This window comes from Hutsoniella sourekii ATCC 700629, assembly GCF_000518205.1.
Taxonomy (GTDB): Bacteria; Bacillota; Bacilli; order Lactobacillales; family Aerococcaceae; genus Hutsoniella; species Hutsoniella sourekii.
Genome location: NZ_JADD01000021.1, coordinates 16,582 through 36,075 on the forward strand (window position 1 = coordinate 16,582; position 19,494 = coordinate 36,075).

The window sequence follows — 19,494 nt, forward strand, 5'->3', positions numbered from 1 at the left end:
TGAATGGATGAGAAAAGGAAAGAAAGGCTGGATTCAATTGTACCGACAACTGGGCTGGCAAGAGAGTTGTTAAAAGATAGCTATTGGTTTGATTCAAATGCCCATTTTGCGGAAGCTATCGGAATTAATATTAGTTCGCTATATCATTATTTATACGGAAAATTTCCAACCAAAGGTAAGAGGCCTTGGCTAATGCTAGTGGAATACTTCGGATGTAGTGAAAGTGAGATGGAAGACTTGTGTAGCGAATTGAAGGAAGGGGAAAGTGATATTGAAAACAGAGCCATTTAAGATCTATTTAGCTGCACCATTATTTGCAGAGAGCGAAAGATTCTATAATCAGGTGTTGGAGAATGAGTTGCTAGCAAGATTTGGTAGTCAAATTGATTTGTTTGTCCCTCAAAATCAGGGAGAAATTAATGATAAGTCGAATTATGCAGACTCTAAAATGATAGCTGAGCTAGACACTGAAGCGGTGCTTGAAAGCAAATTGCTTATCGCTGTCCTCGATGGGTTAGCGATTGACCCTGGGGTTGCCTCAGAGATTGGGATTGCCTACCAAGCTGGGATTCCGATCGTTGGTCTTTATACGGATAGTCGTCAAGCTGGCTATGATAATCCAAAGAAGTTAGAGGCATTGTCGGAGTTGGCTGAGTCCCAATTCTCATACGCTAATCTCTACACAGTTGGTCTCATCAAGTTGAATGGGACGGTCGCCTCCTCCATTGAGGAGATGCTGGAGGCAGTGAAGTCTTATGTTAAATAAAATTAAACCAGAACATTATCAACAAGGGTCTGTAGATTTAATAGCAGTCATGGCCAAAGTCTTTCCTGAAGGGTGGTTTCGAGGTTTCATGGTTGGCAACATCTGGAAATATACCTTGCGCTATGTTCAAAAGAATGGCCTAGAAGATCTGTCTAAAGCTGAAGAGTATTTGAGAAGGTTAAAAGAATTCGAAAACAAAGGGGAAAAGTAAATGAATATTGATTATATTGAATTGGTTAAGTTATGGGCCATGGATAAGGGATTACACCAATCGGATTCTAAAGCTCAAACTTTAAGAGCGTTTGAGGAGTTTGGAGAAGCTTTTGAAGCGATTTTCTTTGGAGGTAAGTTGTCTGATATTCAAGATGGGATTGGTGATTCCTTTGTCACGTTAATTGTTCTGTGCCAACAATATACTAAGGAGTTCTATCCTTTCTGGGAGGATATGCAGAGTACAGAAGATGCGATGGCGCTTCTTAGATATCCAGTTAAGGTTGGGCGTCTGTCAAGTTTTATTACTAAAGGCAAAGGTGACTTTGATGATTTGATTGGTTGGTTTACTAACTTTCTTTACGATCTTTGTTTAGATAACAACTTAGAACCTGAAGAATGTTTGCAAGCGGCTTATAACGAGATAAAGGATCGAACAGGAGTGACGGGTGACGGAGGCTTTATCAAGGACGAAGATCTAGTAGCGGATGATTGTCAAGCATGCAAGATATAGTTAAATCCATAAAAGCCTCAGTAAAGTTAAGGAACCCTTGTCAGGTTAAGGAAGCAATTAGTCGAGTCAAAAGAGAGTTGATGTACGCTGACGAAGACTACTGGTTAGGAATTGAGATACTTTACTTAATTGTTGAGATGAAGAACCCTTTAGAAACGCTTTATTCTTTGTGGGGTTTAGTTGTTGACGAGATTGATAGGTCAGTTAGGCAGTAAGTAGGTAGGAGGGTTGCATGAAGCGAAGTACATTTAATTATATTAAAGACATCTTGAAAGATTATCCGAAAATTGATCAGTATATTAAACAACGCGAAGAAGAATTACGTTACCCTTTTAAAGCGGCTGATGTTAATGCTGATATTAAATCTAAAGGCAAGCCTGCTGATGGCATGTCCAACTTATTGATAACTATTGACCAAGATAGACGGCTAGCTAGTCTAGAGAGGAACAAACGTGTCATTATGGATAACTTGTATTTATGCGATGAGGACACTTACATTATTATTCATGAGCTGTACATTAAGAAGTACCGACAATATACGATGGACGGGCTAGTGGACAATCATATTATCTCATGCGGTAGGAGTAAAGCTTTTCAGTTAAGGGATCAGTTCTTTGAACATGTAGCCGACGATTTAAATTTAGATAAATAATTCGGACGATTTTCGGATTTTTGAGGGTGGATTTCTTGTTAATATGATAGGGTAGAGAAATCTACAAGAGTCCTATCTGATATGCCTTCGGTCATAAGGGATTCCTCCTTTTGTATACTTTGGCTAGGTTCGACTCCTAGCTGAAGTTTAGTCATAGCATGCATGTGTTTACTCAACCAAATATCATAACAAACTATCTTGAAGCTATGACGTTGCTTTGAGGCGATGGAAAAGCTTTGAAGTGGAGACAGGTAGTCTCATTATATCGTTTTAGGGTCAGGCATTTTGCCGGCCCTTTTTAATTTGAGTTATTTATTTGATTAACTATTTCATTAAATTGATTTAAGCTTTCTATTTTTTAAGGCTATAAATTTAAGAGTGGGGGAAATTATGGCTGGGGATTTACTTGACAAACTTTATTTAAAAGCTAGACAACCTGGGTCTTACCAAGTCAAACAAGTAGAGCGTGATCACTTCTACTGGTCTTCGGCTTGGCGCAAGCTTAGGGATGAGGTGTTGATTAGAGATAACAATGAGTGTCAAGTTTGCAAAGACTTCGGGAGAGTGACGCTAGATAAATTAATTGTTCATCACATTCTTCCGTTAGAAAATCATTGGGACAAGAGACTGGATGCAAGTAACCTAGTGACAGTATGTATCGAGTGCCACAATGCCATTCACTTTGGTCTTCATTTACCTTCTAAGTGGGATGATGAATGGTACTAAGGTGATGGTGAGTGTGCTATCGCTTCAATGGTGCAATTAGTCTGTAATCATTTTCGCAACGTCCTTCCTGATTAAATATATTAAAAATAAAATATACCCCATTAAATATATTTGGCTTTTTTAATATTTATAATCAGCGGGCTGGCAGTCTTTTCCAAAAATATTTATGAAAAATAGTCGCGTATTAGGAGGTGAGGTCATGGCTAAGCAGATTGCGCTATCGCGCGTGAAAAAAGAATTGATGTCTAAAATTGATGAAACGGACGCGATTGAAGTGGAGAAAGTTGAGAGGTATATTTCTCTAATTGAGTTGATGCGAAGTTTGCAGAAGAAAATTGATGAGGAGGGGGCAACGGTAGTTACTAAGAACGCTTCTCAAGAATTCACCAAGTCTCACCCTGCCTTGAATGAGATTGGAAAACTGAATTCTCAGCTCATCAATTTAGAACGGTCCTTTAATTACAAAGAGCCGGAGGTTCAAGAGGAGTCCCCGGTTAAGAAAGTTAGCCTTGTATGATAACCCATCCGTTCGTGGATGAGTACGTTGAAGAATGGCGAACTGGGAAGATTAAACTCAATCAGGACCGGATTGATTTAATTGCTTATTTAGAAAACATTGTTTTAACTCTCGAAGATATATACTTTGACGAGAAGCAGATTAATGATTTTGTCGCATTTGCTGAGAAGTGGTTCTTCCCCCTTGAGTCTTTTCAGAAGTTCCTGGTCTCCTTCGTCTTCTTATACTTTGCAGACGGAGCGCCAGTTTTCAATATCTTTTTCTGGACGATGGCAAGAGGGGCAGGGAAGAATGGTCTGATATCTGTTTTGCTAGCTTACTTCGTTTCTAGCTTACACGGAATACCTGAATATCACGCTGCAGTAGTTGCCAACTCGGAAAAGCAAGCCAAAAAATCGTTCATGGATATCCATAATATGCTGAAGCGGAATCCGTTGTTAACTGACAAAGAGGTCGGGGAGTTTAGGAACGGACTAGCTCAGATACTGAATACTCAAACTTACAGCACAATTGAATACTTAACTAGCAACGCCGACACGAAAGACTCTTTCGCGCACGGGGTTGTTATTTTTGACGAAATTCATCAATACGACAATTACGAAATTATCAACGTGCTGACAGACGGCCTGGGTAAAGTTCAACCACCTCGGACTTTCTATATTTCTACAAATGGTTACGTTAGGGATGGTGTCTATGACAAAGAGCTGGATAAGGCTAGGGAAATCCTGAAGCACAAGTCGTTCCAGAGTCGGGTCTTCCCCTGGATATGTACGCTCGATGACAAGTCAGAGGTTAGCGATGAATCGAATTGGCAGAAAGCAAATCCTATGTTCCATCCTCCTTTAAGTGATTACGGGGACGGCCTTATGAGAACTGTTCGTGACCAGTGGGGAGAAGTGCAACGCGGGGAGCGAGACAAGATCAAGTGGCTCACTAAGCGGATGAATATCTCAGATGTTCAGCTTGAGACATCTGTTGCAAGTCGCGAAGAGATCTTGGCAACTAACCGCCAGTTGCCATCTGACCTTGCTGATTACTATGCGGTCGGCGGACTGGATTACGCCTCTTTAAAAGACTTCGCTGCGGTTGGTTTGTTGTTCAAGCGAGACGATGAATACATTTGGTTGTCCCATTCTTTCATTCGCAAGGAATTCATCGACTCTTATTCCCTAGCAATCAATCCTGAGATCCCCAAGTGGGAGAGGGAGGGGTTATTGACGGTTGTCGACGAGCCGACAATTGGAATTGAACATATAGTCGAGTGGTTTGTCAAAATGCGAGAGACTTACGACTTTAATACTGTTGTAGGAGATAACTACCGAATGGACTATGTTAGAGGAGCCCTTGAAGCCGAAGGCTTTGAGATCGAATTCATTAGACGGACCAAGTCCATTGAAGCGACAGTAGCGCCTCAGATAGAGGTGGCATTTGCTGAAAACAAACTGGTTTGGGGAAAGAATCCCTTAATGAACTGGTACACCAATAACGTATTCGTTAGAAGAGACAAGTTCGGGAACATGGCCTATGAGAAGAAAGAAGAGAACAGACGGAAGATAGATGGCTTCATGGCTTTAGTACATGCGTACTGGAAGGGGACGGAGTTGTTCCCTGAGGCGCCTGAAGACTTCGTCTTTGAGGACTTTTGGACTTGACCTGCCATATGTCTTGAAACTGGGTAATTTAGCGATAGGAGGTGGCCTATATTGGTTTGATGAATAGAATTAAAGCTTTGTACACAGGCCGTCCAGTTGTCCCAGACACTTTAGGGGATAGTATTCCTATTAGTGATTGGGAAGTCATTTATCACGATTATCAAGACATACATTTGAGAGAATCGGCACTAAAGACGGTCATAGGCAAGATTCAAAGCGCTTGTAGTTTAGTGGAGTTTAATACTGAAGATAATCATTTGAATTATCGCATGAATATTCAAGCCAATGATAATTTAAACTCGGCAGACTTCATTCGACAGGTAGTAAACAAGATGCTGTATGAAGGTGAATGCTTGGTCGTTATTCATAACAGCAAGTTTTATATTGCAGATAGCTTTTATTGCGATGAAACGGTTCTGGGACCTAAAAAATATACAGAAGTAGTAATCGGTAATCTTCAGCTGATTAAGCATTTTTATGCGAACGAAGTCTTTCACTTCAAGTACTCGGATGAGCGCTTGGAGATCTTCTTGAAATCATTAGATACATCTTATGCTAAGTTGTTCAAACGCTTGGTAGACGTTCATATGCGGAACAATCAGATTAGATTATATGCAACCTTCAAGCACCAAACGGGCAAAGGGAGAGAGAATCAAGAGAAGTTTGCTAATTTCTTGAAAGGTTTCGAAGAAAAGGTTCGTAACGATTCTGTCGTGATTGCACCTCAGCAAGATGACTATCAGATCAATGAGAGTGCTCAGCATTATGAAAGTCGATCAGTCAAAGAAGTTGGCGATTTAGAGAACCTCTATATTCGACAGGTGGCCAACATCTTGCAAGTCCCGCCACTGCTGTTCAGTGGTGACTTGGCCGATGTATCGGTTCACAACGAGCTGTTCATTAAGTATTGTGTTCGCCCATTGATCGAGATCATCTCAACGGAGATTAACGCTAAATACTTTGGCCTGTCTAGCAGAGATAGATTGACCGTGAATATGATCAAGGTTATCTACAACAGCGAGTTCGAGATGGCAGGAGCTGTAGAGAAGATGATCGGCAGTTCAGTATGGACGATTGACGATATTCTTGAACTTCAAGGCAAAGATCGATTGAACACTGAGCTTTCAACGAGAAGGTTTATTACGAAGAACCACGCGCCTCTTAACGAGGATGGAACGGTTCAAGCAGAAGTCAAATCTGGAGGTGAGAATTATAAACAAGTTACAAAAAATAGCGAGTCGGATACAACCGGAAATCAACAACAAGCTGATTAATGATAAGTTGGTCCTAACTTTGTCAGGCACCATCGGGACGCCTGGCTTTTGGGAAGAGGGCGATAAATATATCAATGAAGAGCGCGTCCAAGAGATGATTGGCGACTGTACTCAAGATATCGTTATTCGTCTTAACAGCCCGGGAGGAGATGTTTTCGATGGAATTGCCTTGTACAACTATCTCAAGGATTTACCTAACCACATTACCGTTGAAGTTACCGCCTTAGCGGCAAGTGCTGCAAGTATTATTGCCATGGCTGGAGACGAGGTCGTCATGCTGACGGGTTCGCAAATGATGTTGCACGAGGCGTGGACATTCTGCGCTGGTAATAAGAGTTACTTGGAAAAGGTTATTTCCCAATTAGAAAGTGTTGATGAGTCCCTAATCGCTATATATCAAGAAAAGACTGGTCATAGTGATGATATCATCCGTCGGTGGCTAGAGGGCGAGACTTGGTTTACTGCTCAAGAAGCAGTTAGAGAAGGCTTGGCAGATAGAACTAGGGAACAAGTTACAGGCGACGATAACACGCTGATTAATCTTGCGAAAGAAGAAATTGTTAACGAGGTAGTTGCCAAGTTGACTAGCAAACAGCCTGAGGGTAAAACTCCTCAAGGTTTGAATAAAATATTTGGAGGTAAGTAATGGATAAATTGAATTTTACATCTACTGAAGAGTTAAAGAATAAGTTTAAAGATTTTCTAGGAAAAGATGATGTTACAACGGATGAGCAGGTTGACGCAATGGAAGCCTATTTCAAAGGCATTTCTAACAAGGCGATGGACCAAGTAAAGGCTGAGTACGAAGAGCTTAAACATGTAACTGAAGCTTCTGTCCTTGCTGCAAGAGGTATTAATACATTATCTCCCGAAGAGTTAGTTTTCTACAACGAAGTTAAAAAGACTGGCGAGATCCCGGCAGACAAATTGTTGCCGGAAACAGTAATCGAGCGAGTGTTCGAAGACTTACAGCGCGACCGTCCACTTCTACGAGCGATCAAGTTTACTCCGGGAGTTGGTAAGCAGAAGATTATCACTTCTAAACGACTAGGTAAAGCAGTCTGGGGACCCCTTCACCGCGACCTTGAAGGCCAATTGGATATGACCTTCGATGTACGTGAGACTAGCTTACTCAGCTTAACCGCCTTCTTCCTAATCTCAAATGACACTTTAGATTTAGGTCCGGCCTGGTTAGATCGTTACATCCGAATCTGTCTTCAAGAAGCTATCGCAGACGCTTGGGAAGAGGCTATCGTAGCAGGTACTGGTAACAACGAACCAATCGGATTAATGAAAGACTTAGACGGAGCGGTAACTGGTGGTAAGTATCCAGACAAGAAGGCTAAAGGAACGCTAACCTTTGCAGACGGCAAGGCAATGGTTAAAGAGATTGGACAAATCCGTAAGGACCTATCTCAATATACTGTCAAATACACAGACGCTGGTGGCCAAGAGAAGAAAGAAACGCGTCGTCGTTCAGTGTCTGGTAAGGTTAAATTGATTGTTAACCCGCTTGACTACTATGCTCTTGAGATTGCGACAGCTTCTCAGAACTTAAATGGTATGTTTGTCTACAACATTCCATTCATCACCTTTGAAGATGTCATTGAATCTGAGTATGTACCAGAAGGTAAAGTGATTGCTTTCTTAGATGGACAATACGAAGCGCAAACAGCGTTTACTAACCGTATCTACGAATATAAAGAAACTTTCGCTATGAAGCGTGCAACGCTTTACGCAATGGATGTCTTCGGAGACGGTACGCCATCAGATAATGACTCTGCATTGGTTTATAACCTAAAGATCGCTAGTTCAACATCAGGGACTGGTAGCCCAGCATAACAAAAGGTGGTGATAGCTAAATGGCCTTTACATCTGATTTAGAAGCCGTAAAGGCTCGGCTTCACATTTTGCATGACGATGACAATGAAAATTTAAAGCAACTGCTTGCTGAAGGAGAGGCATACATCCGGTCGACTTGCGGGGACTTTGATATGACTAAAGATGTCAATGGGCGGAAGTTGGTCTTTGAGTACGTTCGCTTTGCCTATCACGGTAAAACAGAGCATTTTTACACCTGCTTCTTCTCCGAACTTAGTTCATTCAGTTTTGAGCTCTTGCCTGAAGTAGGTGACTTGGATGGCTAAGAAAGAGTTCATAAACCAAGTTTACAATGCAGGTATCGCCAGATTCCTAGCTAAGGCAGAGCCTAAACGTGACAAGTACGGAACGCCTTTAAGGGGACAGACAATCTACGTCGAGGCGATGAAGGCTTGGTATCGTAAGTTAGGAATCACAGCCCAAGACGTTTACTATTCTCATGCAGACGACACGCAGTTAAACCGAAAGATAGCTATCTTCGGTGATGTTGATATTGATACTAAGTGGCGAGTAGAATTAGGCGATAAGCACTATGAGGTTTATCGCTGTTTCTACTCCTATAAGCATAATGAGACCGAGATAAGCTTAAGAGAGGTGGCTAGCGAGTGACGACTAAAGATAAAATTTATGATGCGCTCAATGGTCTAGGGCCTTTCTTGTCATACGGAGATTCGGATAATCCAGTCATTCCGCGTATTCATTACTTCTTGTTAGCTAACATCAGCGTTAGACTATCAAACAAACGACACACGCAAATGCCAATTTATCAGGTCGATTACTTCTCGGATATTCCTCTCAATGTGGAAGATGCAGAGATCTTATCCGTTATTACGGAATCTTTAGAGAAGATCAATTTGACTACTTCAGATTGGCGCGAGGTGATCAGTTACAACGAAGACGAAGATCGGACCGATTGGCATTATTTTGTGGAGGTGAGGTAGTGTTAGTTGATTTGAAAGTGTTTGGCTTCGATGAGGCGGCAAGCATGTTCGATAACTATGCCTCCAAGTCTTCAAATGCCAAACCTGAGTTCATTCGTATTGCTGAGGACATGCACAAGGATGCACGCTCTAACTTCCAATCCGGTCTAAGGCAACATACCGGCCAAGGGGCTTCTGGGATTCAGATCGAAAAGAGCGCTGAAGAAGCGACCATTGGTTGGTCAGGCAGACCGGGGCTTCATGGTTACTTTCATGAGCTCGGCTTCCACGCCTTGGATAACCGCTTTGGACGGCAAAGGGTGGCTCGTAATCGTACTGGTAAACGCAAGCGTCGTTACCGCAAACGTCAAGCGACCTATGTCCCACCTACACCTCATATGAGACCGGCGTTCTATGCCCATCAGGGGAGCATGCAAGGTAGAATTCAAAAAGCAATTACTTAAACAAAGGAGACGATAATTAATGGCAACATATTCTAAACGAGCACTATTAACAGGTGCAGGATCTATTTATTTATCTTTCATGACGAAAGAAGAGACACCAGCAACTGCGCCTACTTACGACACAGGCGAGAAAATTTATGAGACACCATCCCTAGACCAAGTCAACGTTGAGCTTGAGTTGGCAGAGAAGAAAGTTCACTTATCCAACGTTCTTCACTCAGACCTATCTGCTGTTCAATCAGCAACCATTCAAGTGGATGCAGGGTACTTGCCTAAAGGCTTTGCTGAAGAGGCACAAGGGATGGTTAACTTAGGTGGTGGATGGTCAATGCCTACTCAGCCACGCAAGAAGCCTTTCCGGATGGCTATTCCGTTCACCGATGAGAATGGGGATGAGCTAATTGTTAATTTCCCTAAATGTACGCTATCACCAGTTAACATTAGCGGGGAAACTAAGCGTGAAGACGTCAACGAGCAATTGAGACAATACAATATCACTGGCCAACCATTAGTTTACCGCGTGGCCGATGGTAAGAACTTCGTCTTCCACCAAGTCGATATGGCTGATGAGGATAACAAAGCGAAGTATGACCGTGATAAGTTGTTGGAGCAAGGTTGGTACGATGAAGATACATTGCAAGCTTGTGAGAAGACAGCGTCAGCTGGTTCGTTAGGTTAATGGTTAGAGGAGGAATCTAAGTGGCTGAAACAGTTTTTTCAAATAATTTAATTACTTTCACTTCTGATATTACTGGTGAAGAAAAAGAATATAAGATCAACAACGCAATCTGGATCTTGCTTGAATCTAAATACAAAGTGAGCCAAGCAGAGTTCGGCAAGCTTTCTGCAGAAAGCGAAAACCTTTGGGCGGCTCGATTCGTGTGGGCTGTCTTGAAAGCTAATGGCATTGAGGTTAAAGAGAAAGATGTCATCGACAACACAGACGCCGTTGATTGTATTGCGTTTGTTATGGCGCACAATGAAGCTATGAACAAAAAAGGGGCGGAAGTATTTAGCGCCTTTGGTGAATCGGAAGAAGACGAAGAGGGAAAGTCTTAAACCCTGACTGGGATTATTATTACTTCTTCTGTAGACATCATCTTCACATGACGATGGACGAGTTCTTGTATGACCATGACGAGCGAATGATTATTGATTTGATTAATCGATATTTCGCTTGGCATAAGGCTAGTCTTCCTGATGATGAAGGTGAAGTTAAAAACGAAGGGGAAGTAAGTGCGAGGGGATTCTTTAATGTTTAAAGAGTTCCCTCTTTTTTTAATATGTAACGAAAGGAGGCGGTTAAATGGCTTTAGTTGAAGCGGGGATACACCTGACACTTAAAGGGGAAGCTGATTATCGAGCTGGTCTTAAAGGGGTAGCAGATGCGACTCGTTTAATGCAGACTCAGAATAAGTTGGCTATGGCTCAATTGGGGAACAACCCTGGGATCGTTGATAAATACAAAACGTCAATGGGGAATCTATCCAAAGAGCTACAGAACTCTACTAAGAAGACGGAGACCCTGCAGAAGCGTCAAAAAGAATTACCTAAGGTTCAAACAGAGCTCGAAAAGGCGATCCGACAAACGAATGATGCCTACAAGGACTCGCAAAAAGAGACTGATAGATTAAGGCACAACTACGTTCAAATGAGAAGTGCGTTGGGATCCAATCACGAAGAAACGATCAAAGCAAGAGATGCCTGGCAATCTTCCAAGGCTGAAACACAAGCATTAGGGAAAGAGCTAAAAACATTAACCAAGACGTACGAAGAGAACCGTGATGAGCTAACGAGAATGCCACAGGCATTGGCGAGCGCGGAACTTGCGACTCAAAAATTAAAGAATCAAGCTCAGGCCCTTCACAAGGAGTATCGGGACCAAGGCGGACGCTTAGCCGATACCGCCAAGAAATGGACCGACTGGGGCGACAAAGTCCAAGGAGTCGGTCAGAAGATCAGTAACTTTGGGGCTCATGCCAATAAACTCTCTGCACCTCTTATTGCTGGATTCACTGCAGCAACGACGCTAGCGGGCAAGTTCCACTCTGAGATAGGCAGTCTTCTCCCACTCCTTGCAGAAGGCGGGGAGATCACTCAAGAACACCGTCAGCAAGTTGATCAATTGTCGAAGGCTTCAAGGTCTTGGGCAAAAGACTACGGCGAGCACACGAGCGTTATCAACGCGGGTATGGCGGAGTTGATCCGTAACGGTTACGACGCCAACCAAGTTATGGGTATGATGCCTAACGTTCTTGATGCGTCGATTGCCTCAGGAGAAGATTTCAACGCTGTTATGGGAACGACTTCGGCCGTTCTTAGCCAATTTCAGTTGAAGGGTAATAGCTTGAACGAGACGTTGACGAACACTCAACGAGTGGCCGATGCCTTAACCTATGTGGCAAACGCAACGTCCTCCGGATTTACTGACCTTGGGGAAGGTATGGCTTATGTTGGACCTATCGCTAACACTTTGAACATGTCGGTTGAAGAGACTGCCTCGATTCTGGGGATACTATCAAACTCTGGTATCGAAGCCAGTAAGGGTGGTACCGCTCTGAGAGGGGCCCTTACTCGCCTGCTAAAACCATCCAAGCAGAATGCTCAAGCGATGGAACAGCTTGGTTTCAGTGCGGAAGAGTATAAGAATGGATTGATAGACTTCCCAACAATACTAGACCGAATTGCCGAGAGCACCAAAGGAATGACCGATGAACAAAAGGCCGCCTTAATTGCTCAAGCTTTCGGTACTGAAGCGCAATCAGCAATGAACGCTCTCGTTAACGAGGGTGGAGATGCTGTCCGTAAATACACCAGAGAAGCAGAAAATGCTACGGGTGCCACTAAACGTATGGCAGACCAGATGAAGGAAATGCCAGAATTTAAGTTCAAACAAATGATGGCTGAACTTCGTGACCTGGGAATTGAGGTTGGGACCCATGTTCTTCCGCATGTAATGAACATGGTCGAGGGCATCGGCGACTTGGCTCAGTCGTTCGGCAAGCTTAGCCCAGGCATGCAAGACTTTATTATTAAAGCAGGGTTATTCGGTGCCGCACTTGGTCCGGTAGCTTCCACCCTTGGGAGCATTGTCCAAGTCGCTGGCTCTGCTGGTAAGGCTGTTGGGGGTATGATCAAGTGGTTTGGTAAGATAACGACGCCTAAAGGGGTTATCGATACTGCGGAGAACTTGGGTGAAGTTACCGGAGCGGCTGAAGCCGCAGGAGCATCTGCTACATTATTCAGCTCTTCCTGGGTAGGAGCGGCGGCTGTTACATTAGCAGCTGTTGCAGGTATAGGATATGCCATTTACAGGGAAGCTACGAAATATGACCGTGCTCACCAAGAGGCAATAGCAAAAACAAAAGGCGCTTATGAAGAGTACTTCGACTATGTAACGCGGGGTGCCAAGAAAGTTTCCGAAGCCAATAAAGGTATTTCTGAAGCTTTTGTTGACGGTGGCGAAACATACAAAGAAGCAGTAGAGCGAATCAAAAGAGAAACATATGATGCGACTAGAGACCTGCAGAACAAGTGGAACGGCATCTTCGACAAGACAGATTTGGGTCAAGCAGTTAACTGGCAATTGAAAGCAATGGGTGTTCCTATTCAGAACATGCAAGACACCCTGAAGAATTTCGGGATCACAACCAAGGAAGAACTCCAAGGAATACAAGATAATTTCACTGGATTTGGATTAGCCATTGATAAAAGTTTGACCGATATTGGAACTGCTTATCAAAATCAGACTAAAGTAACGACAGATTGGGCAATTGGTCAAAAGAAAATGGTCAAAAGCGTAACGGATGCTGTAGTTGCTGGGTTGGAAGAAGAACGCCAAGCTAAATTACAAGCCATGGAGGACAACAAAGAGTTCTATACAGACTATGGTGCTGAGATAAGTGCGGTTAATAAAATGTATGATGATAAGATTCATGCAATACGAACCAACGAAGCTACAATCAGTGGGATATTAGCGGATGCAGCGAAGAACAACAAGGCTATCAACAAAGAACAGTTTGCGAGCATCGTTAAATCTTATATGGATTTATCGAAAGCGGCAGGAGAATCACTGTCAGATATCACAGACGCTAGCACTTATTTAGGGCAAGTGATGCAACAACTGACGACTGAAGGCAGTTTAGCAATATTAGAGATGGATGGTACGATCAGTCCAGCTCTGGCTAATAGTATAAGACAATTCGGCCTTACTGAAGACAATGCTAGACAGCTTTTGCAGGCCTTGAAAGAAGTAGGTCTGATTGAGTTTGAACCTAAAGACCTAGAGGTTAATGTTATCGGCGAAGAAGATTTGCAACGTATTATTGAATTGTTTGGCGGGGACTTTGCTTCTTTAACTGATGAACAGAAAACTGCGCTTGTTGAAGCGGAGGGAGCCAAAGAATTAAGTGACTTGTTATTTGATTATGGCATTTGGAAAGCGGAACCACCAGTAGAAGCTAAGCAAGCGGTGGTTGAAACGGACCAAGCATTAGCTAATTTCAAGCCGTTATTACAAACAACGGATATATGGAACAACACTGAGTTCTTAAGCAAGTACGCAGACACTGATACAAATGCTCCAGAATCTCAAGAGAAAATAGCCTCTTTAATTTCCGAATACAGTGGCCTTCCGGTTGATCAAGTCAAGCAATTAATGACCATGACAAATGCTGGCGCCACTAAAGAAGAGTTATTAGCTGTTGTCAATGAATATCGAGCTTTAATGGGGTTACCGCCAATCGAGTTGGAAGCAGACCTGGATGACGAAGGTGTCAAGGAAGGTATCGAACAAATCGGTGGCGCCGTCAATGAGCTTGACGGTCGTGGCGTTCATATTACAGTCAACGAGGATGGGACAGCCAGCGTTAAGGGTGGTTTAGATTCTGTTAGCGAAGCGGTATTGCAAGCTGACGGCGGGACAGTAACCGTGACCGTGTCCGCTCCTGGAGCCGAGACAGCAACTTATCAGTTGGAGGAATTTGAACTCGTTCAACTAGGGCTAGTCGACAAAGATGTTGCGGTTAATGCTAGTGGTCCAGGTGTTCCTGAGACAACCGAAAACGTCCGAGCGTTAAGAGATGTAACTGAGGGACTCACTGACAAATCCGCTACCGTCACAACCTCAGCCCCAACCGCTCAAACGGATGCTCAGAACGTAGGCGCGTATGCTGATGCGGCTAATGAAGTTCCGGGGGATAAATCATCTACTGTAACAACTAACATTCTGTCAACTATTGCTAATACTTTAGCTCTTAAACTTTGGAACGCAGAAGCGTCCAAGGTAGAGTCTAAAGATGGAACGATAACGACTACTGCCTCAGGTCTTCCTGGAAACACAACGTTAGTTAAGAACTGGAATTCTGCTGTTAATTCCTCTAAAGACAAGTCGAGCACTTTAACGACAAGAACTCCAGGTTTGCCAGGCAATACAACTAAGGCTAAGAATTGGAACTCAGCTGTTGAAGCGGGGAGAAGTAAGACCACTACTTTGACCACACTGACACCAGGCCTACCTGGCAATACAGGGAAGGCACAAGCATGGAATTCAGCAGTTGCTGCATCTTACAGTAAAACCTCAGTATTGACGACCATTTACCGTAAGGTCTACCAGTCAGTTGGTAAACACGCTGAGGGTGGTCACATAGACGCCTATAAAGATGGTGGCAATATTCAATGGGGTGGTATGTTTGCTAGCGGTGGTAATGTTCCAAGAGGTTATATGGGGATCGTAGGCGAGGCTGGACCTGAGCTCTTCCACGTTACTAGATCAGGTGTATCGATCACGCCTCTGGCAAGTGGTGAGAAAATGCGAGGGATCGAAGGCGCGATTGCTGAATATATGAAGAACAAGAATACACCAGGTGGTGGCCAAGGGGTTAACATTAATGTTGAGATCAATGGTCCAGTTGTTAAGGACGAGCAAGATATCAAAGGCTTAGCTCGAGCCGTGGGCGAAGAGATCAGCAAACAGATGCGCAGAGAACAAATCACAAGGAAAGGAGACGCGATGGGATTTGCTTAAATATAACGAGTTTATAATTAACGGGAAGTCGACAGCGTCACTTCCTTTTTTTGTTGCGGTAGAAATTAATTCTTCTCCGCAAAAATCTAAGAAAAAGGATAAGTTCTATGAGCCTACTCACTTAACTGGGGTAGCAGTACAGTCTGTTGAGGCATACGAACCAATCACTAAAGAGTATATTTTCTACTTGTTGGATGTGGATGCGAGCCAGATAAGACAGTTTAAAACTTTCGTGACCGATTCAGGCTGGTTCACTTCATACGACGATCCTGACTTGCGCTATCACTTTGTGGAATCCGTTTTGGGCTTTGACGAACTGGATATGACCAATGGTTATAAGGTGAAAGTTAAGTTTATCTGTCAGCCTTTTGGAATGGAAAAAGAGGTCACGGAACCTTTGGGATCCAGTTTAAATAATCATACGAACGCGCCGATGTATCCTAAGTTGAAGATTACTGGCCAGATTGGTCAGCAAACATCTTTGAAGATTGGCCAGCAAACGATGTACTTTAAAGAGATCCAAGATGTCATCTACATCGAATGCAAGCCTGGCTACCAGGACGCCTGGTCAACTGGTGGAAGGAAAGTAAACCGAGAGATCCGAGGGCCGTTCTTCGAGGTCCAACCAGGAGATAACGCAGTTGTAAAAGGACCTGGCATTAAGCAGGTTGAAATAACCAAAAGATGGGGGTGGCGCTAGATGATGTATCTGTATCCTAAAGATCAAACGGACTTTACTTGGAATGGGCAAGTTTTAGTCCATGCCTACGACGCTGTTGTCGAGCGTGAAAAGTCGTTTGAGCTGTCATTTCGCCACCTTTTAGACAGCCAGGAGTTCTACAAGTCCTTAAAAGAAGGGATGCTGGTCAAGGCTCATACGCCGGACGGCGAACAGCCCTTTAGAATCTGGGAAATCACTAAGCATGATACTTATATCGAGGTTGATGCGCTTCATGTCATGTACGACTTAGACACCAAGATGACGAACCCTATCCATATTAACGATGGCCAGGTGAGTGATGCGCTGAGACAACTTGAGACTGGAATGGCATCTGAAAGGGGACCATTCACCTTCTCGTCTAGCATTACTAAGAAGCGGACTTATAACACAGAAGACCCTGATAAAGAAAAGGATAAGTATAATGCCCTAGATGAACTCCTTAAAGGGGCTCATAGTATCGTCGGAACATGGGAAGCGGAACTACTTCTTAACGGATGGGATATCCGACTGGTCGATTCAGTAGGCCGGGTAACTGATGCCCTGCTATACGAGAAGAAGAACATTAGTAAGTATGAAGATGAGACATCTAATGCCTCGCTTTGTACAAGGATTTATGCTGAGTCTACCTTCCGCCCTGAACGGAAAGAGGGAGAAGAGAAAGAGCCTGAAGAAGTCCACTTGTCTGTGATTGTGGAAAGTCCGTTGATCAATGAGTACGAGCAGGTCTATGAACGTCATTACGTCAACAACAACTTGAAGACCGAGAAAGAGCTGTCTGACTGGGCTTCAAGAAAATTCAAGTATGAAAAGATAGACTTGCCAAGGCGGTCTATAAAGATCGACACCAACATTATTGACGGAACAGAGATTAACTATGGTGATACCCTTGTTCTAAAGTACTTCTTGCATGATGTTGAAGAGGTCATTCGATGCGTTGGGTATAAGTATGATCCAATTGGGAAAGAGTACATTCAACTAATGTTAGGGAGTACCCCTCAAACGGTCGGCGGTCAAATAAAGTCTAGCATTGCTGATTTGACGAATGAACAGATTGGGAATCTGGTGGCCAAAGAAGCGGAGCGAGTGACTAATATTATCATGTCCTCTAATGGCTCTAACCGAATTGCCTATGGTCCTGATCCTGTACCTAATCCAACGGATAATGACTTATGGTATTACTTCGAGTTTGACACTCCTAATGATGTAATGGTCAAATATTGGGATGATGAATTAAAGCAGTGGCGAATCTTGGTAGATGACTTTACCGGTCGGCGCGTTAAAGAGCAGATCGGGAAGATCGACAAAAAAGTAGAATCACAAACTCAAGCAATCACAGATTCAGAGAAGAAAGCTGATCAAGCAGTATCTGAAGCGACTGGTGCTAAAACCTTAGCTGAACGAGCGCAACAGATCACTGCAGAGATCCAAGCTTTGACTAGCGAGCAAGATGAAGCAATCAAGCGACTTACTGAACGAGAAACCATTCGTGATGAGTTGGAAGCTGAATTTATCAGCAATGAAGCACAAATTCGCTACAACGAGAATCGATGGGACGGAGAACCTGACGGCTATCTCCCTGCAGGGCAAGGCTGTATTCCTGTTAAGCACAACGGAGATGGATTTATTATCGGCAAGGAATACACCGTTTCTATCGTCTTGTACCCGAGAGAAGAATCAGAAGTCAAGCCAGCTAGTCTATATATCGGCGCATTTGTTGAAACAAGAGTAGAACAGGAGGTTAGATAGGTGGCAGTGTTTAACAGCGAGATCAAACCCCAAGCAGGTACAGAACAGGCTTGGGCGATAGCGAATAACAAAGGGGTTATCTTTACTAAGTTGCAAGCTAATGGCGTTAACTTGACTGATTTAAAGATGAATCAGCAAGGCAAGCAAGTAACGGTATCAGGGCAGTTCAACAACCAGACCATGAGAGACAACTTTACGCTCAACAACTTGAAGCTTTACGCAAAAGTGGACGGACGAAGCGAATTCTTGTTTGCTGAATTCAAGTCTACTCAAGGCGATGTCGTCCCTGCTAAAGCGAAGCAACCTTTCTTAGCGAAGTATTCAGTGACGGTTGTTGTGGCTGAACAGGCTAATGTGGGTATTACTTATACGGATCCAAAGACAGGCAGAATGTCCTATGCGCAAACGATAGGGAATGGGACAGCCAAAGAGTACGTTGTTAATCATGGGCTAGGCACTCGTGATGTTATTGTGCAAATGTATCAGACAGCTTCGCCTTACGAAGAATACTTGATAGGCAGATTCAGACAAGATGCAAATAGCGTTAAGTTGGTTGCTGATCGAGCGCTGAAATCGAACGAGTTTAGAGTGGTGGTGATGAAGTGAAGTCGATAGGAAAGTTTGAAGCGAGTGATGATCTAGCAACCAAATCTAAATTGAATGAGGTAATAGAGCTTAAAGGTGAGGTTGACGCTAACGACATAAAACGAACTGGTTATTTCATAGTATACAGTGGTCCGACAGGCGATAAAGCAAATTGGCCTACCACATTCACCGATTACTTTGTCGAATCGGTTTTCAGCGACAGTTTTAAAGGCGGTGCAGGGTACCAAGTAGCGACTGACCTAAAGGCTTTGACCACTCACAAACGTGTGTATTCTGTCGACAGGCACAAAGGGTGGACGCCTTGGAAAGTTATAGGGGGAAGTTAAATGAAATCATTAAGTCAAATCAACTCAGAAGACAGTTTGATATCATTAAAATATTTACAGGATAATATACTGCAAATTGTCGGGGGGTATATATGAGGCAAATTTGATAGAAAATTTGGGGAAAGATGGACAACTTGACCTTGTTAAAGGTTCTTATGGTGGCGATGGAAACACAATGGAAATTGAGCATAAATCAGGGTTTTACTGGGCTAAACCAAAAGGCGAATCAAAACAAGGTGTATTGAGGATAGCTAAAGTGAATCTTGAAAAGAACACCGATTATGAATTTGGGTTTATCCAAGATACTCTGTATGGCAGAACAAATCGTATAACTCAATATGGGACAACAAGTTTTGCTTCATATTATGCTAATGATGAGCAAGTTGTTAAGTACACTTTTAATTCTGGAAACAACGACTGCACTATCCCCCATATTTATTTTGAAGGCTCACCTCTTTTGAGAGGATTCTATTTAATCAAATTATAGGAGGAAA

23 protein-coding genes are annotated in these 19,494 nt (G+C 43.2%); all 23 read left to right on the forward strand.

Annotated features, from left to right (window positions below):
* Nucleotides 1–3 precede the first annotated feature (3 nt).
* The 23 genes from T408_RS0105930 to T408_RS0106055 all read left to right on the forward strand — a co-directional run bounded on the left by T408_RS0105930 (nt 4) and on the right by T408_RS0106055 (nt 19,487).
* Nucleotides 4–291, forward strand: a complete 288-nt coding sequence (locus T408_RS0105930; RefSeq protein WP_028119132.1) for a hypothetical protein — start codon at nt 4–6, stop codon at nt 289–291.
* Nucleotides 272–766, forward strand: coding sequence for a nucleoside 2-deoxyribosyltransferase (locus T408_RS0105935; protein ID WP_035420252.1), 495 nt, complete (start codon nt 272–274; stop codon nt 764–766). The genes T408_RS0105930 and T408_RS0105935 overlap by 20 nt, the downstream gene beginning before the upstream one ends.
* Nucleotides 756–977 carry a DUF3310 domain-containing protein gene (locus T408_RS0105940; RefSeq protein ID WP_028119134.1) on the forward strand — a complete coding sequence of 74 codons (222 nt, stop codon included), beginning with the start codon at nt 756–758 and terminating at the stop codon, nt 975–977. The genes T408_RS0105935 and T408_RS0105940 overlap by 11 nt, the downstream gene beginning before the upstream one ends.
* A complete protein-coding gene (locus T408_RS11755) occupies nt 978–1,490 on the forward strand; it encodes a nucleoside triphosphate pyrophosphohydrolase family protein (RefSeq protein WP_028119135.1) in 513 nt (170 codons plus the stop codon).
* A complete protein-coding gene (locus tag T408_RS12175) occupies nt 1,478–1,705 on the forward strand; it encodes a hypothetical protein (RefSeq protein WP_028119136.1) in 228 nt (75 codons plus the stop codon). Before T408_RS11755 ends, T408_RS12175 begins: the two co-directional genes overlap by 13 nt.
* A gap of 17 nt (nt 1,706–1,722) precedes the next feature.
* Nucleotides 1,723–2,142, forward strand: a complete 420-nt coding sequence (locus T408_RS0105955) for a transcriptional regulator (protein WP_028119137.1) — start codon at nt 1,723–1,725, stop codon at nt 2,140–2,142.
* 390 nt (nt 2,143–2,532) lie between these two features.
* Nucleotides 2,533–2,868: an HNH endonuclease gene (locus T408_RS11055; protein ID WP_084543950.1), complete on the forward strand. Its 336-nt coding sequence runs from the start codon at nt 2,533–2,535 to the stop codon at nt 2,866–2,868.
* Nucleotides 2,869–3,067: 199 nt separating this feature from the next.
* A complete protein-coding gene (locus T408_RS0105965; protein ID WP_035420255.1) occupies nt 3,068–3,385 on the forward strand; it encodes a P27 family phage terminase small subunit in 318 nt (105 codons plus the stop codon).
* The gene (locus tag T408_RS0105970; protein WP_028119139.1) at nt 3,382–5,037 is read left to right on the forward strand and encodes a terminase TerL endonuclease subunit; all 1,656 of its coding nucleotides are present in this window, start codon (nt 3,382–3,384) and stop codon (nt 5,035–5,037) included. Before T408_RS0105965 ends, T408_RS0105970 begins: the two co-directional genes overlap by 4 nt.
* A gap of 59 nt (nt 5,038–5,096) precedes the next feature.
* Nucleotides 5,097–6,311, forward strand: coding sequence for a phage portal protein (locus tag T408_RS0105975; RefSeq protein ID WP_028119140.1), 1,215 nt, complete (start codon nt 5,097–5,099; stop codon nt 6,309–6,311).
* Complete coding sequence (locus T408_RS11060; RefSeq protein ID WP_051444821.1) at nt 6,241–6,957, forward strand: head maturation protease, ClpP-related; 717 nt, start codon at nt 6,241–6,243, stop codon at nt 6,955–6,957. Before T408_RS0105975 ends, T408_RS11060 begins: the two co-directional genes overlap by 71 nt.
* On the forward strand, nt 6,957–8,153 hold the full coding sequence (locus T408_RS0105985; protein WP_028119141.1) for a phage major capsid protein: 1,197 nt from the start codon (nt 6,957–6,959) through the stop codon (nt 8,151–8,153). Before T408_RS11060 ends, T408_RS0105985 begins: the two co-directional genes overlap by 1 nt.
* A gap of 20 nt (nt 8,154–8,173) precedes the next feature.
* Entirely contained in the window at nt 8,174–8,458 is a 285-nt protein-coding gene (locus T408_RS11065; RefSeq protein WP_051444822.1) for a head-tail connector protein, read from the forward strand.
* Nucleotides 8,451–8,801, forward strand: coding sequence for a phage head closure protein (locus T408_RS0105995; protein ID WP_051444823.1), 351 nt, complete (start codon nt 8,451–8,453; stop codon nt 8,799–8,801). Before T408_RS11065 ends, T408_RS0105995 begins: the two co-directional genes overlap by 8 nt.
* A complete protein-coding gene (locus T408_RS0106000; protein ID WP_028119143.1) occupies nt 8,798–9,133 on the forward strand; it encodes a hypothetical protein in 336 nt (111 codons plus the stop codon). The genes T408_RS0105995 and T408_RS0106000 overlap by 4 nt, the downstream gene beginning before the upstream one ends.
* Nucleotides 9,133–9,576 (forward strand): hypothetical protein, encoded by a 444-nt coding sequence (locus T408_RS0106005; RefSeq protein WP_028119144.1) that lies wholly within the window; start codon nt 9,133–9,135, stop codon nt 9,574–9,576. Before T408_RS0106000 ends, T408_RS0106005 begins: the two co-directional genes overlap by 1 nt.
* A 19-nt stretch (nt 9,577–9,595) precedes the next feature.
* Complete coding sequence (locus T408_RS11070; protein ID WP_051444824.1) at nt 9,596–10,255, forward strand: hypothetical protein; 660 nt, start codon at nt 9,596–9,598, stop codon at nt 10,253–10,255.
* A 20-nt stretch (nt 10,256–10,275) separates the two neighbouring features.
* Complete coding sequence (locus tag T408_RS0106015; protein ID WP_028119145.1) at nt 10,276–10,635, forward strand: hypothetical protein; 360 nt, start codon at nt 10,276–10,278, stop codon at nt 10,633–10,635.
* Between the two features lie 247 nt (nt 10,636–10,882).
* The gene (locus T408_RS0106025; RefSeq protein ID WP_028119146.1) at nt 10,883–15,601 is read left to right on the forward strand and encodes a phage tail tape measure protein; all 4,719 of its coding nucleotides are present in this window, start codon (nt 10,883–10,885) and stop codon (nt 15,599–15,601) included.
* Entirely contained in the window at nt 15,594–16,301 is a 708-nt protein-coding gene (locus T408_RS0106030; protein ID WP_028119147.1) for a hypothetical protein, read from the forward strand. Before T408_RS0106025 ends, T408_RS0106030 begins: the two co-directional genes overlap by 8 nt.
* Nucleotides 16,302–18,068 (forward strand): phage tail spike protein, encoded by a 1,767-nt coding sequence (locus T408_RS0106035; RefSeq protein WP_028119148.1) that lies wholly within the window; start codon nt 16,302–16,304, stop codon nt 18,066–18,068. It abuts the gene before it with no gap.
* Complete coding sequence (locus T408_RS0106040; RefSeq protein WP_028119149.1) at nt 18,069–18,674, forward strand: hypothetical protein; 606 nt, start codon at nt 18,069–18,071, stop codon at nt 18,672–18,674.
* Nucleotides 18,675–19,103: 429 nt separating this feature from the next.
* Nucleotides 19,104–19,487: a hypothetical protein gene (locus tag T408_RS0106055; RefSeq protein WP_028119151.1), complete on the forward strand. Its 384-nt coding sequence runs from the start codon at nt 19,104–19,106 to the stop codon at nt 19,485–19,487.
* Nucleotides 19,488–19,494 lie beyond the last annotated feature (7 nt).